The organism is Dokdonia pacifica (genome assembly GCF_900188275.1).
GTDB classification, from domain to species: Bacteria; Bacteroidota; Bacteroidia; order Flavobacteriales; family Flavobacteriaceae; genus Dokdonia; species Dokdonia pacifica.
In genome coordinates this window covers 922,514-937,879 of the sequence record NZ_FZNY01000001.1, presented here as the reverse complement: position 1 = coordinate 937,879, position 15,366 = coordinate 922,514, and the positions used below count along the sequence as shown (strand labels likewise).

Below are 15,366 nucleotides of genomic sequence, written 5' to 3'. Positions count from 1 at the left end.
TATCATTAAGAGGTTTCAGTTACTTTAGGCATAAGTGGCTTCAATATCTCATGTACTGCTTGAATAGAGGTGGCATCTCCAAACTTGAGTAATAATCGTGATCCTGTACGGGTTTTCTTTTCTTCTAGCTTAACGCGGAAAGCATTTTCTTGTACAAATTGTAATACGCGTGTAAAAGCAGTACTCTGATAGAATTCTGACTCCTGATCTGAAATAAAGAAACCAATAAACTTATCGTTTTTCATCACTACTTTTTCAAAACCTATTTTGGTAGCAATCCATTTAATGCGAACAGAATTTAATAAATCTCTCGCTTGATCCGGAAGTGGTCCAAAACGATCTATTAGAATAGCTTCAAAAGCAGCGAGTTCGGTTTCGTTTTTAGTTTCATTCAGTTGTGTGTAGAGATTCAGACGTTCTGAGATATTATTAATATAGTCGTCTGGAAATAGCAAACTAAAATCGGTATCAATGACGGTATCTTTTACATAGTCTTTATCCGCTTTCGCGAAAGCGTTCTCATCTTCATACAGTTCTTTAAACTCATTTTCTTTGAGCTCTTCGATGGCTTCGTTTAATATTTTTTGATAGGTATCAAACCCTATTTCATTAATAAATCCGCTTTGTTCTCCGCCTAATAAATCTCCAGCGCCACGTATTTCAAGATCTTTCATGGCAATATTAAACCCACTACCGAGTACTGAAAATTGTTCTAATGCAGAGATGCGTTTGCGTGCATCTTCGGTCATAGCACTATACGGAGGAGTTATAAAATAGCAGAAGGCTTTTTTGTTACTTCTTCCTACACGACCTCGCATCTGGTGAAGATCTGAAAGTCCGAAGTTATTGGCATTATTAATAAAAATGGTATTTGCATTTGGCACATCGAGTCCGCTTTCAACAATGGTGGTAGATACTAATACATCAAACTCTCCAGTCATAAAAGCAAGCATGAGTTCTTCGAGTTTTTTGCCCTCCATTTGTCCATGTCCTACGGCAACTTTTGCATCAGGCACAAGACGTTGAATGAGTCCTGCTACTTCCTTAATGTTTTCGATACGGTTATGAATAAAGAATACCTGTCCGCCACGTTGTATTTCATAACTCACAGCATCACGAATGGCTTCTTCAGAAAACCGAATCACATTACTTTCTATGGGGTAACGATTAGGTGGAGGTGTTGTAATGGTACTTAAATCACGAGCAGCCATTAGGCTAAATTGTAATGTTCTTGGGATAGGCGTCGCAGTAAGTGTGAGTGTATCTACGTTTTCGCTAATGGTTTTGAGTTTGTCTTTGACGGCAACTCCAAATTTTTGCTCTTCATCTATCACCAGAAGTCCTAGGTCTTTAAACTTTACATTTTTACTAGTGAGTTGATGGGTACCAATGACAATATCTACCGCACCACTAGTTAATCCCTCAAGTACGTCTCGTTTTTGCTTTGCTGTTCTAAAACGGTTTAAGTATTCTATACGTACTGGAAAGTCCTTCAAACGTTCTCTAAAAGTTTGTGCATGTTGAAACGCAAGAATAGTGGTAGGAACCAAGATGGCAACTTGTTTTCCATTATCTACCGCTTTGAAAGCCGCACGTATAGCAACTTCAGTTTTTCCAAATCCAACGTCTCCACATACCAATCTATCCATAGGACGTTCACTCTCCATATCTCGTTTTACTGCCTCGGTAGCGGTACTTTGATCTGGAGTATCTTCATATATAAAACTCGCTTCTAGCTCATGTTGCATATGGGTATCTGGACCAAAAGCATATCCCTTTTGTAATCTGCGTTTTGCATAGAGTTTGATAAGGTTAAATGCAATATGCTTAACCCGTGATTTCGTTTTGGCTTTTAGTTTTTTCCAGGCCTGACTTCCAAGTTTGTATATCTGAGGTGCTTTTCCATCTTTCCCAGTAAACTTGGTAATTTTATGTAGTGAATGGATGCTTAAATATAAAATATCTCGCTCTCCGTACACAAGCTTTATAGCCTCCTGTTTTTTACCTTCAACATCTATTTTTTGAAGTCCGCCAAATTTTCCAATCCCATGATCAATATGGGTTACATAATCACCTACTTTAAGATTGGTGAGTTCCTTGAGGGTGATGGCTTGTTTTTTTGCATACCCATTTTTAAGGTTGAACTTATGATAGCGCTCAAAAATCTGATGGTCTGTATAGAGTGCTATTTTAAGATCGTCATCTATAAATCCTTGATATAAGGAAATCACGACGGTTTCATATGGCGCCACATTGGTTTGCGCATCATCAAAAATATCTCGAAAACGCTTGGCTTGTTGCTCACTTACACAAGAGATATAATTTTTATACCCTGCAGTATGATTGTCATTTAAATTTTGAATAAGTAAGTCAAATTGTTTATTAAATGACGGTTGTGGTTGTTGATTAAATGCAACCAATGTATTGATCTTTACATCTGGAACAGAAGCGCTAACATCTATCGTTTGGAACCCTTCCAACTCCGATTTTAAAAGTGTTCCTTTACAGAATAACTCACTTGGAGAGCTACGTTTTACTTCTGAATCTAGTTTTGTAAATGCTTCTTCCGCTTTCGCGAAATTTTTATCAATCCGATCATAAAATAGTGATCGGTTTTTGATGAATACTAAGGTGTTATTTGCAATGTATTTAAGGAACGTATCTCGTTTTTCTTCTAATGCTTTGTTTTCTACATTAGGCATGATGGAGATTTTCTTTACTTGCTCTGATGAGAGTTGTGTCTCTACATCAAAAGTACGTATGCTGTCTACTTCATCTCCAAAAAATTCAACACGATACGGCTCATCATGACTAAAAGAAAACACATCTACAATACCACCACGTACAGAAAATTCACCGGGTTCTGTGACAAAATCTACACGTTTAAAGTGATACTCAAAAAGCATCTCATTGATGAAATCTATAGAGAGTTTGTCTCCTATACTCACTTTTAAGGTTTGCCTATCTAATTCGCGACGAGTAACTACTTTTTCAAATAAGGCATCAGGATAGGTTACAATAAGCGCCGATTTCTTTCGGCTATTGATACGATTCAATACCTCAGCACGTAAAAGGACATTAGCATTATCGGTTTCTTCTATTTGGTAGGGTCTTCTATAGCTACCTGGATAGAATAATACATTTACCTCTTTACGCAATTGTTCCAGATCATTGAGGTAATATGCTGCTTCTTCTTTATCATTGAGAATAAGGAGAATAGGGCGTTCTATCTGCTCATATACAGTACTTATGGTATAAGATAATGAAGAGCCTATAAGGCCTTTCGCTTGTATATTTCGGTGATTTTGGGCAATAGCATCCTGCAATTTCAGGAGTTGCTGAGACTGTGCAAGGTGTTGCGAGAGTGATGTTTTACTCACGTGATTGAGTTATTTTACACAAAGATACGGGGTAATTACGCTTTCGCGAAAGCGTATATAGAAAATTAACGATTGGTTTTCTATTTTTTTCAAATTAGAGTATTCCCTTCTATGAAGAGGGGTTAGAGATGTGTTTTAAAAAGGAGGTGTGTTTAAGTCTTTATAGTATCTCATGAATTCTTTTAAGTTTATACCAATTTGAGTTAAATTAATTTTCTCTTTTAAATCATTTGAAAAATTAGGAACTACTTTTTTTGATAGAGGTTTTTTTTCCTCTAGAATCTTTTTAAGATTATAATCACCTTTAAATTCAATAACTTCTTTATTTAAAAGATACTCTAAGTCTTCTCTAGAAATTTGAGGTGATTTATCGAGGGGGTGTTGAATTAAATTAGTTATTGATATGATATTTTCAAAAGCAGCATATTTATGATCATCTACAATATTATAAAATCTTTGTAAAATGTTTTTCCCTATTTTATCATTAATAAACCACTTTGAAAATTTAATATTAGTTGTATTTAATTCCTTTTTTGATTCTTTTAAATCTTTTTCTAATTGTGTTTGATTCTTTTTAAATTCGTCAATCTTTTGATTAAGGATTGCAATGGTTTCAGTATCGCCTTGTTTTCCTGAACTTGCTTTTTTAAGATCTTCTTTTAATTTACCTATTTGATCATTTAGTTCTTTTAAATCATCAGTACCTGCTTTTGTTTGTTCAATTTTAAATTCTTTTCTAGCTGCAAGTAATTCTCGTTCACTCTTTGCTTCTATTGACAAAACCCTAGCTTTTTCAGTAAACAATTGAAAGAACACAGTAATAAATGGGAAGGCTAGTGTGTAGAAAAGAGCAACAAGAAGAGGATATAAAAATACACTATAGAAATCTATATAATCGCTTTCTATACAATCTATTTTGGTATACACATTTTCATCTCCAGCTAAAGCAACAAAAATGGCTTTCCAATTAAAGGCAATCCATGAAAAAATGAAGGAACTTAAAAAAGGGCTTTTAAGTCTGTCATTAGCTGTTTTAAAAATTTCTCCGAGCGACATATTGTTATTGTAATCAATTGTACATTAAATATATATGTAAAAGGAGAATAGAGTGGGTGTTTTGCAACTATCTTATTAATAAGTTATTAAAATATTTTCCCATAACAGTTTCCCCTCTAGGAAGAGGGGAGTAAGGGGTGTGTTATTTTAAGAATAATACTATATAATTAACACTTCCCTCAATCCCTCCTTCTTAGAAGGGACGTACTAGACATATGTAAAATTATGTACATTTAACTATGGTTATAAAGTATAATCCAAAACTCACAGAATTTGCTCGTCAATTGAGAAATAATGCGACAAAATCTGAGATTAAGATGTGGCAATGTTTGAAAAGGAAACAATTGTATGGATATGATTTTCATAGACAGAAACCTATTGATGAATATATAGCAGATTTTTTCTGTAATAAACTACAACTTGTGATAGAGTGTGATGGATACTCTCACGAAATTCAAAAGGTTTGGGAAAAAGATATCAAGAAAACAAAACGATTTAATGAATTAGGAATACGTGTTCTTCGATTTTCTGATGATCAGGTTATGAATGATTTTGAAAATGTATATCGAGCTATAGAAGATTACGTTTTGAGGTTTGAAGAAAATGGATTACCTCCTATTGAGGATTATTCTTAATAAAAACACCTCCCTAGCCCTCCTTTCTAGGAGGGAAGACTCGCATAAATATTTCTCTCTTATCAGAATGCCGATTCAAATTTCGCGAAAGCGTAACTAGTCAAAATTCAATATTTCAATTAAAAATTCATTTTTTTTTAGCTTCTTGTGATTTTTTAAAATCTACTGCGAATAATAGAGTAAACCATAAGATGAAAACAGCTTGAGTAAGAAAGCCACATTTATTGATATCATTGAGAAGCACAAAGGCATTTTATACAAAGTGATCACGATGTATTGTGCAGACAATGAAGATAAAAAGGATCTAGAGCAGGAAATTTTAATCCAGATCTGGAAATCTCTAGACACGTATAATGATACCTATGCAATAACCACGTGGTTGTATAGAATCTCAATGAATGTAGCGATCTCACATTATCGTAAAACGTATAAAACAAAAGGAAAGACTGTACGACTAGATACAGGATTACTTGAGTTTACAGCAGCTCCTGAGACTAGTGAAAGGAGTTATGAGCAAGAGTTATTACGTAAGCTGTTAGCAGGACTTAATGAGTTTGACAAAGCCTTGATGTTTCTTTATTTAGAAGATAAAGATTATGAGGTGATTGCAGATATCTTAGGGATTACTAAAACAAATGTTGCGACTAAAATAAGTCGTATTAAAAACCGATGGAAGCAAGAGCTTTCATCTCCTAAAAACTAGAAATTATGAATGTAGATGATATAAAAAATATTTGGAAAAAAGATATGGACGCGTTAGAACAACGTGTAAAAGTCAATGAAGAAAAGATTAAAGCACTAGAGTTTAATAAAGCAAAAACAGGCTTTGATACACTTCTGAAAGTTTCGATTGCAGGTAAAAATATGGCATTAGTCTATGCGGTTATATCCTTATGTATGATTTATTTTGTAAGCGATTCTGTACCCTATATATTAATGCTTATAGTAGCTTCTGGAGCTATGGTATTTTCTTATTTTCAGCATAGTGTTTTGAAAAAGATAGATTATGGAAGATTGAGTCTTATCCAATTACAAAAAGAGATTGCCAAGTTTAGAATACATACTTCGCGTACCGCTATATATGATATGTCTATTGTTGCTATTTGGTTATGTGTTGCAGGGCTCTCTTTTTTAAAATGGGCAAAAGGATTTGATGTTTTTCAAACTCCTGAAAAGTTAAGTCATTCTGCTATTGTCTTTGGTATTATGCTTTTGGTTATTGTATTCTTTTCAAAAGCTATTTATAAAGATTATGATAAGAAACTCAAAAAACATGAAGCAGATTTGGATGTGCTAACTACGTATGAAGATCAATAAAATAGAAATGATAATGAACCCAACTTATTTTAGTTGGGTTTTTTACGCTTTCGCGAAATTGAATTTGTGAGACCTGCCTGTAGGTTTACGACCAAAGGGAGAGCGAAGCGTTAAAGTATAAAACATATTTTTCATATGATTCTGTATCTTGTAAGGTATTATGAGTGATTCGCTAACGTATAAAATTTCTTGTCCTAGTTGTGGTGCAAGTAGTGGTTTTTCTGAAACAACACCAGGTAGCTATACCTGTGGTTATTGTGATACTGCTTTTGAACATCAAAGTATCATTCCTTCTAAAAACCAAGAGAAAGTACTTTATGATTATTTTATTAAACTAGATCAAGATTATAAAAAAGTGTCTCAAGAAAATCCGGATAGAGATACTATTGTATATGGTTTATTAATGCAAATGAACGGAATTATAGAGGGGCTAGAGTCTAGTAATTCTTTACATAAAGTATTGCAGGTGTATTTTGATCATACAGATAAAGAGATTGATAGATTAGAATCAATAGGACTAAAAGGATTAGATACTTTAGATGTGGTGCTTGAAAAGGAATTAATGATTGAAGCTAGATTTCTGGCAGATTATAAGCTATTTGTATCTCAAACTCTTTACAGGTATAAAAAAGAGGAGGAGTTACTAAAAAAAGCATTGCAATATATAGTGTCTGCAGAACTCATATATCAAAGAGTTTTTACAACTTTTGATCATACTACAACAGGCCTTAAACTTGATATTTTACGTGATCTTGGTTTGGAAGAAGCATTTGCTCTTGGACTAAAAAAAGCACTACAATCAGAGGATCGCATGTTTGTTAAACGTATTACGTATAGATTCAAAGAGTTTATAAATTAGCAGGTGTTTATTTCTTCCGCAACCGCTCTTTTAACTTTATATGTGGTGCTGTTTTTCTATTGTTAAAGGCATGTAATGAGATAATAGCTATTAACACAATGGCACCACAAAGGGCATAATACGAAATACTTTCTATATGATCTTTATGTCTCATATAAATGGCAATGAGTGCCCAAATAGCTACTAGTGCAAATTCTCTTAGGTTACGTAACCAAACCATAAACATATTAAGAAGTACGGCAATGGTTATCATAATCATAGTCCATAGGATTTGTGTGAATTCTCCTCCTGTAAGTTCGATACTTGCAAAATAGGCACTAAAATTAGCAATTGTAGCAACTGTTATCCAACCACTATAGATACAAATAGGCCACCAAACAAAAGCAATTACCTCAATGGGCGCATCCCAACGTTCCATATTGGTATTACGTATAATTTGTAATAGGCTTATTAAAAGCCCTAGCATAATGATTACAGAAAGTCCTACATATTCGTATGTAAAGGCAACAACCCAAGCTGCATTGCATACGTTTGCAATAGCAAACCACCAACCTGTTTGTTCTATAAACGGAGATTCTTTTTTGCTAAAAAAAGCCCTGCGTATTTGGAATAAACTATATGCAATAAGCATTAGAAAGATCAATCCCCAAATGGCAAAGGCATATCCAGCAGGTGTGAAGAGATTGTCATATTTGTTACTGATTTCTCCTATTGTAGTATTATTCCAACGTTGAGATTGTGAAAGGCCATTTACTAATAGTACAAGAATAACAGAGAATACATTGACAATAGCAAATACCTTTTTCATAGGAATGGATTAGTTTTTATAAAGATACGTATGCTTTCGTACTTTGACCAAGCTTAGTATAAACTTCGAATAAAACAGCATAAAATATAGCAATGGATTTTATATATTCACGTAGTATTACGTGTTGATAATCAATAGGATATATATTAAATTGCTACATCTTAAATCACTTTTATTATGTCAAAACTGATATCTTATTATAATAATGGTAGTATTGCGCTTAGCTCAGCGGTGCATCTTCCATACACCACTTTAATCTTAGCTTTTTTATATACAAATGAGAATGACCCATTATCATTACAAATAGGTGGAGGTATGGCAGCTTCTACGTCTCCGCCGAAGTTAACGCAACATACTATTGATGCAATAGCTACATTAAAGGCAAATGACCAAAAAGTATTGATTTCTTTTGGAGGAGGGCAAATGACCTCCAATGCCTATAATGGCATCGTTGGTTCAGAAACAAAATTAGCACAATCTATTGCTGCTTTTGTAAAAGAATATAACCTTGATGGTGTCGATCTTGACTTTGAGGATACACTTGCTTTTATGGGAAAAGCTACATACAATGGCGTAAATCTCTTGGTAAATCTAACCAAGGCACTACGACAAGAATTACCGAGTCCACAATATGTAATCACTCATGCGCCACAACCTCCATATTTACAAGTTGGGAGTGGTATGGATGGGTATGTTTCTATTATGGAGCAAGTAGGGGGTCAGATAGATTGGTTAAATGTCCAGTTTTATAATAACCCGCCGTGGAGTGCAAATCCTCCTGAGATTATAAGTGCTTACGATACTTTCTCCCAACTAAAAGGAATGAGTCCTGAAAAGTTAATGATAGGGTTGCCAGTAACTAGTCATGATGCAGGATCTGGGTATATGCCCGTGGATGAAATTGTTACAGAAATCATCAAACCAATCCAACAAAGTGGCGTACTTGGAGGTATGATGAACTGGCAATTCTCTAGTGATACCAATGGTGATTGGGCAACTACTATTGGAGATGCTTTAACGCAAAAAGATGCAATAAGTTAGTTTATGCAAATTGCTCGCAAAGTGCAATTGTATCTTTTACATCTTTAAAACTTGTACGAGGGTTGATCAAACACATTCTCAATACGACTTGTCCGTTTAATACTGTAGTTACTAGAAAGGCCTCTTTGGATGCTAAAACGCTTTCAGATATCTTCTGGTTGAGAGCATCGAGCTCTTTTTCAGAATAGCTATTTCCTATGGGATTGTACCTGAAGTTAATAATAGCTAAAGTTGCAGGGGAAACAATTTCCCATTGCGAACTTTTACGGAGTAATTTCTCAGTTTTTTCGGCTAATTCTATATTATATGAAATAGCTTTTCTAAATGCTTTTAATCCAAATGTTTTTAGAGACATGTAAAATTTTAATGCCCTGAAACGACGAGTAAGCTGTACGCCATGATCATAGAAGTTAATTTCTGATTCATTTCCTTCTACATCCCTTAGATATTCGGGTTTCTCTACAAATGTACTTTTAAGATATTTATGATTACGTATTAATAAACAGCCCATTTCATAGGGTTGGAAAAACCATTTATGAGGATCTACAGTAATAGAATCTGCTTTTGAAATTCCTTTCAAGAGTTCTTTTCCTTTTTTATCTAAAATGGCCGCACCTCCATACGCACCATCTATATGAAACCATAGTTTTTCTTCTTTACAAATAGCAGCTATTTCTTTAAGCGGATCGACAGTACCTGTATTGGTAGTTCCCGCAGTTCCAATAACGCAGAAAGGTTGTAGGCCTTCTAGGCGATCTTTTGCGATGGCGTTTTTTAATTTTATGGTAGAAAACTTAAACTCAGAATCGGTTGGGATTAAGCGTATTTGTTCTTTTCTAAAACCAATAGTTCTAATAGCTTTTATATTACTAGAATGTGCCTGATCTGATAGATAAATAATTGCTTTTGAAAAATCATCACCACATTTTACACGTCTTGCGGTTACAATAGCAGTAAGATTGGCCATAGATCCACCACTGGTGAAAATTCCGCCTCCTTTTTTGACGGGAAATCCAAATATTTTGAGTAGCCAACTTATAGTCACAATTTCAAGCTCGGCAGCTGGTGGGGATTGTGACCATCCTCCTGAGAATACATTATACCCAGTAGCAAGGGTATCTGCCATGGCACTTATATAATTACTAGGTCCCGGAACAAATGAAAAGAATTTAGGATGCGCCGCAATGGCACCTTTATCCATTACTTTTTCAATCACAAAATCCAATACTTCTTTTGGATCTGATGGTTTTTCTGGGGCCTCTTCCAAAAATAAGCTGTCCATCTCCTTACGGCTTCCTGTAGCAATAGGGCTTCTGTCATTAAGGGTGTCATAATGAGCCACAACAGCATCTACCACGCTATATCCGTAGGCTTTCATTTCTTCTTTAGAAAGCTCTAAAGTGTCTTTGTTCATCTCAGTCTATTTAGATAGACTGCAAAGGTAGACTATTGCTCAGACCATTAAAATTATTTGACGTGCTGATTTTTACTAAAAAATGAATAACATACAACTCATATTTTATTCCTGCGATATAAACTGATGATCATATTTAAAATAAAACTTAAGTAAGAAATAATTAGAATGCTGAAATATAAATTTTTAGAAAAATACTGAAATTCAAAGAGTATAATAACAATAAGTGTCGCAAATAGGTGTGTTTTAGAAAGTGTTGCGTTTGTTTTAAATCTAAATAAACCTATCAAAGCATAAATACATAGAAATACAACCCAATCATATATCATGGCCACTTTAAAATAATATGTAGGGTCAAATAAATAACCAACAGTTTGATTAAAAGACCTTACACCATAAGATGTCATCGAGAATGCAATCAAATATAAAAAGCCCATTAGAAGGAACATCCTTCTCTCTAATAGCTCGTTAAAACTTAACGTTTTTCTCATTCTAATAAAAACAAGCTACAAATTTCTCAAAATCTTCGGCGGTATTATATACATGTGGCGCCACTCTAATGGCTTCACCTCTTATACCCACTGAGATTCCGCTTTCGCGAAAGCGGTCTTTAACAGCATCCATTTTGATATGGTCAGGTAAGTACACACCAAATAAATGCTTAGAACGGTACTCGGCGTCTTCTATAAAACATCCTTTGGCTTGTAATTGTGCAATGGCTTTTGATGAAATAGTCTCACAATAGTCTTGAATATTTTGGATGCCCCAATCCAATAGCTGTTCAATAGCTCTCATTTGCATAGGCACTAATATAAAATTGCTAGATTCTCCTACACAAAAGCGATCGGCTTTAGGTTGATACTCATCTTGATAATTAATCAACTGACTGAAATCTTCACTATTTTTTCTATTAATCCAGTTGTATTCCAATGGTTCTCCATCATTAAATGTATCTGCATAATATGCCATACCAATAGAATATGGACCTAATAACCATTTATAACCTCCTACAATTAATGCGTCTGGTTGAATTTCTTCTACAGAAAAAGGAAGCGCTCCTATACTTTGGGTTCCGTCTATGATTAATTTTGCCCCCACTTCATGTGCTTTTTTGCGTATGGCGATGAGGTCAAATAAAGTTCCGTCTGCCCAATGAATATGACCCATAGCAACTACTTTTGTAGCAGTATTGATAGCTTCTAAAATCTTTTGATTCCATTGTTTTCCACGATTTTCAAAAATATCTGGAGGAGTGACTATACGTATATGGGCACCCGTACTGTTTGCTTTTTCGCGCCAAGCGTATACATTACTAGGAAACTGTTCATCTATTAATAAAATTTCATCATCTTTTTGTAATGCTATATTTTTTGCAACGGTAGCAATGCCGTAAGATACCGAAGGAATGATAGCACAGTTTTGATAATCTGATGCATTAATAAGTGATGCAAAACGTTGTTTTAAAAGCGTACGATTCGTAAAAAAGTCTGATGGAGAAATTGTAGTAGGGTCGTTTTTTCGTAAGACACTTTCTAATCCTACCTCAGCGACACTTTTAAGTTGCGGAGACATATAGGCACCATTTATATAAGTGACATTTTCAGGAAGTGAAAAGAGTTGTTTTTGGTGTTTCATAGCATAAAATTAATAAGCTAAAAATACCCCAAATTTGAATATTTTAAGAGTAATATTGAAGCTGTTATGCTTTTTAACATAAAATTAATACCCAATGGGATAACCTTATTTTACGGTCAATTTTAAAGATTAGGAGCGTAAAAATGAATGTAGAACGCTTTTTTTAATCACCTCATATGTAAGTGTGTGAAGAATAGGCGTCTAAAATTGTGTTAACCATAAAGAATTTGATCATGGAAAATACAATCTTAAGAAATCAAATGGACGTACATTTTGAAGAAATGACTGCACTATTAGATTTTGATGTTCAAAAATATATTACAAATTTACAAATGCTTTCTATTGTAAATTCTATAGAAAGTTCTCAAGAAACAAATGAAGTGTCTGATTTTTGGGATCACTTATTTGTGGATTTGAATTAGCATTTTACCCTTCTTATATATACCTATAGTGATTACTATAGTCCCCCTTTATGAAAAAGGCATTGTGACGACAATGCCTTTTTTATTTTTAGAAATTTGAGAGATGTTCTGAAAAATTATTTTCTAACTTTAGGCTCTGAATACAAGCTCAAAATTATTAGACATGAAAATATATGCAGAGACCGAACGTCTTATCCTTAGAGAAATTGTTATAGAGGATACAGGAGATATGTTTCGCTTAGATACTGATCCTTTAGTACATGAATATTTAGGAAAGAACCCTATCTCGTGTATGGGAAAGGCACGTGCATATATAGATAGTATCCGTATGCAGTATGAGAAGTATGGAATAGGACGTTGGGCAGCTATTGAAAAATCAAGTGGTGATTGGATAGGATGGACAGGCCTTAAAATGAATACCGAATGGTCACCTAATGGACATTCTAACTTTTATGATGTAGGGTATCGATTTATGCCTCAATATTGGGGAAAAGGATATGCTACAGAATCTTCTATTGTAGCAAGAGATTACTTTTTTGAGCATTTCCCTAATCAAAAATTATGCGGAATAGCCGAGTTGGGGAACGGTGCCTCATGTCGTGTACTAGAAAAAATAGGGCTTGAGCGTAAAGATGACTTTTTCTACGAACCTGAAGATATTATGCTAGCTTGGTTTGAATTAGAAAAATAAGAATACTATTTAATCAATAGTTTTTTGATTGTAGTAGTACTAGTACTATTGTTTCCAATTTTTATAAAGTACACACCTCGAGATAGTGCAGAAATATCTAGTATGGTATTCTTAGTATGAAGCATTCCTGAATTTTGAAAACTTCCTTTGCTATCATAAATAGTGTATGAAATGGGAGTTATTATTTCTCCTAAAATAATGGTAGTTTCTTTTGTAGAAGGATTTGGTGTAATCAGTACTGTATTGCTTACAGATACATCTGATAGATTGAGTGTATCTTGAAAGTAATTACATAATACTTCAAATACATCTTCTTCTACTGTATAATAAGATGAGTTTTCACCAAGGTCATACCCATTCCAAATACCGTTTATGAGTAAAGAGAAAGAGATGTTTTGTTGGGTGTTAAAATAGGCATCACTTACGAGACCAAATGCTTCTCCAGGATGACCAATAAAGCTATCATATTCTCCTAGATTACAAATTTGATCTCCCGTTGTAGTATTTGCATGGTGTAATCCTAAGCCCCATCGATTAAAAAGCCCAAAATAATTATCGCCATTATTCCCATTATAATCCCAAGCTATTGCTTTCATTTCTTGAAGTATAGTTTGACTAATAATAAGTGAAGAGTCTATACCATCAGAGGCTACATAATTTAAAAAAACGCCTGTATCTTCTGCAGATATGCGCAAACTCCCTTGTGGTCCAAAATAAACCCCGTTTGTTCCTGGGGTATAGTTGCCAATATTAGGAGGTTCTGGCACGACACCTGCATAATTATCTACTTGTGGTTGCCAGCCTCCATTATTACGATACAATACTGCAATATCATTAATATCTGTGATATCTCTAACATTAAAACTTCCGTCAATCCCAAGAGGATTTAGGATTTCATTCTTCATATAGATATCAAATCGCTCATTACTTATTTTTTCTATAAGTGTTCCTATAAGACCAAAATTGATATTGCTATAGGCAAAGAAAGTACCAGGCGTTTCTGTACGCCACATATTGGTTGTGTAGTAATCTCCATTGGGTATTAATACTTCGGAGATATTAGGTACTGGGAGCTGATTAAAGGTTCCTTGTAAAAACGGATTGTATCCATCACCATCTTGAAGACTGCTGGTATGCGATAATACCATTCTAAATGTAATAGGTATGTCAGGATATTGAGGATTACGTACGGTATAGTCTAAGTATTCTGAAATATCATCGTCCAGATCAAAAAGCCCATCACTATATAGTTTTATAAGACCTAGTGCTGAAACTGATTTTGATACAGATGCAATACGGTATTTGGTCGCAGCATTAATAGGCAAATCCCTATCAAAATCTCTTAATCCGAAATGAAATTGTTCTGAAGTGTCCGGTGTATTGACCCAAACCGACATCCCCATAAGTTGGTAAGATTCAAAAATAGTGGCTAATTCACTTTCTATATTTTGTGAGTTACATAGAGACGTAATTAATAACCCAATAATCAGGCATCCTTTTTTAAGCATTCTATCGCTAGTCTATTTCCAGGTTTGTCCGTTTAATGTAAGTGCGGCTTTTAGCACATCTTTTTGGCTTATTTGTCCTACAAGCTTTCCATTTTCGACGATAGGAAAACGGCGGCGTTTTGAATTTACAAACTTATTGGCAGCATCAAATACATTCATGTTTCCATCAATAGTTTCTACTTCTTTAGCCATATGTTTTTCTACAACCATATCTGCCATAGGCATATTATAATAGCGACTTTCCGAAATTTGCTTCATACAATCACCTTCAGAGATGATACCCATGAGTTCGTTATTTTCATTCACTACAGGTCCTCCTGAAATTTTGTTTTTAATAAGTGTATTCATCACTTCTAGGACAGATTGATCTGGTCTAAATGTGATTAACTTTTTAGTCATATAATCACTTACTTTAATATCCGTTGGGTTTCCTTTTGAAGGTTTAGCACGGCGCCCAGTAAAACTTTTAATTCCCATAACAAACTGCTTTTTAATGCCTAAATCCTTTTAAAGTTACTAAATTTAAAGGAGATTATACGGTTTATGCTTTCGCGAAAGCGTAAACATCTCCAAAAATTGTATTTTTAGGAAAACCAAACC

Annotated in this window: 14 protein-coding genes; 7 read left to right on the top strand and 7 right to left on the bottom strand. The window is 34.3% G+C overall.

The genetic code is table 11. The features are described 5' to 3' along the window. Window positions 1–5: 5 nt before the first annotated feature. A complete protein-coding gene (mfd, locus tag CHB80_RS04200) occupies window positions 6–3,380 on the bottom strand; it encodes a transcription-repair coupling factor (RefSeq protein WP_089370168.1) in 3,375 nt (1,124 codons plus the stop codon). Between the two features lie 135 nt (window positions 3,381–3,515). Next, window positions 3,516–4,436, bottom strand: a complete 921-nt coding sequence (locus CHB80_RS04195) for a hypothetical protein (RefSeq protein WP_089370167.1) — start codon at window positions 4,434–4,436, stop codon at window positions 3,516–3,518. 239 nt (window positions 4,437–4,675) lie between these two features. Between CHB80_RS04195 and CHB80_RS04190 the strand changes: the two genes are divergently transcribed. The 4 genes from CHB80_RS04190 (at window position 4,676) to CHB80_RS04175 (ending at window position 7,247) form a co-directional block, all read left to right on the top strand. Next, a complete protein-coding gene (locus tag CHB80_RS04190; protein WP_089370166.1) occupies window positions 4,676–5,071 on the top strand; it encodes an endonuclease domain-containing protein in 396 nt (131 codons plus the stop codon). A gap of 202 nt (window positions 5,072–5,273) precedes the next feature. Further along, on the top strand, window positions 5,274–5,774 hold the full coding sequence (locus tag CHB80_RS04185) for an RNA polymerase sigma factor (RefSeq protein ID WP_089370165.1): 501 nt from the start codon (window positions 5,274–5,276) through the stop codon (window positions 5,772–5,774). Between the two features lie 5 nt (window positions 5,775–5,779). Next, a complete protein-coding gene (locus CHB80_RS04180; RefSeq protein WP_089370164.1) occupies window positions 5,780–6,388 on the top strand; it encodes a hypothetical protein in 609 nt (202 codons plus the stop codon). Window positions 6,389–6,548: 160 nt separating this feature from the next. Then, the gene (locus CHB80_RS04175) at window positions 6,549–7,247 is read left to right on the top strand and encodes a hypothetical protein (protein WP_089370163.1); all 699 of its coding nucleotides are present in this window, start codon (window positions 6,549–6,551) and stop codon (window positions 7,245–7,247) included. Between the two features lie 7 nt (window positions 7,248–7,254). On the opposite strand, the gene CHB80_RS04170 is transcribed toward CHB80_RS04175, so the two are convergent. Further along, entirely contained in the window at window positions 7,255–8,055 is an 801-nt protein-coding gene (locus CHB80_RS04170; RefSeq protein WP_089370162.1) for a TspO/MBR family protein, read from the bottom strand. Window positions 8,056–8,232: 177 nt separating this feature from the next. On the opposite strand from CHB80_RS04170, the gene CHB80_RS04165 reads away from it, so the two are divergent. Continuing rightward, window positions 8,233–9,096, top strand: a complete 864-nt coding sequence (locus CHB80_RS04165) for a glycosyl hydrolase family 18 protein (RefSeq protein WP_089370161.1) — start codon at window positions 8,233–8,235, stop codon at window positions 9,094–9,096. Window position 9,097: 1 nt separating this feature from the next. On the opposite strand, the gene CHB80_RS04160 is transcribed toward CHB80_RS04165, so the two are convergent. Further along, window positions 9,098–10,510, bottom strand: coding sequence for a pyridoxal phosphate-dependent decarboxylase family protein (locus tag CHB80_RS04160; RefSeq protein WP_089370160.1), 1,413 nt, complete (start codon window positions 10,508–10,510; stop codon window positions 9,098–9,100). Between the two features lie 492 nt (window positions 10,511–11,002). Next, window positions 11,003–12,145 carry an aminotransferase class V-fold PLP-dependent enzyme gene (locus CHB80_RS04150; protein ID WP_089370158.1) on the bottom strand — a complete coding sequence of 381 codons (1,143 nt, stop codon included), beginning with the start codon at window positions 12,143–12,145 and terminating at the stop codon, window positions 11,003–11,005. Between the two features lie 233 nt (window positions 12,146–12,378). Between CHB80_RS04150 and CHB80_RS04145 the strand changes: the two genes are divergently transcribed. Continuing rightward, complete coding sequence (locus CHB80_RS04145) at window positions 12,379–12,567, top strand: hypothetical protein (protein ID WP_089370157.1); 189 nt, start codon at window positions 12,379–12,381, stop codon at window positions 12,565–12,567. A gap of 163 nt (window positions 12,568–12,730) precedes the next feature. After that, window positions 12,731–13,258 carry a GNAT family N-acetyltransferase gene (locus CHB80_RS04140; RefSeq protein WP_089370156.1) on the top strand — a complete coding sequence of 176 codons (528 nt, stop codon included), beginning with the start codon at window positions 12,731–12,733 and terminating at the stop codon, window positions 13,256–13,258. 5 nt (window positions 13,259–13,263) lie between these two features. Here the strand turns inward: CHB80_RS04140 and CHB80_RS04135 are convergent, their stop codons facing one another. Further along, window positions 13,264–14,766 carry a serine hydrolase gene (locus tag CHB80_RS04135; protein ID WP_089370155.1) on the bottom strand — a complete coding sequence of 501 codons (1,503 nt, stop codon included), beginning with the start codon at window positions 14,764–14,766 and terminating at the stop codon, window positions 13,264–13,266. Between the two features lie 12 nt (window positions 14,767–14,778). Then, a complete protein-coding gene (locus tag CHB80_RS04130) occupies window positions 14,779–15,243 on the bottom strand; it encodes a CBS domain-containing protein (protein ID WP_089370154.1) in 465 nt (154 codons plus the stop codon). Window positions 15,244–15,366 lie beyond the last annotated feature (123 nt).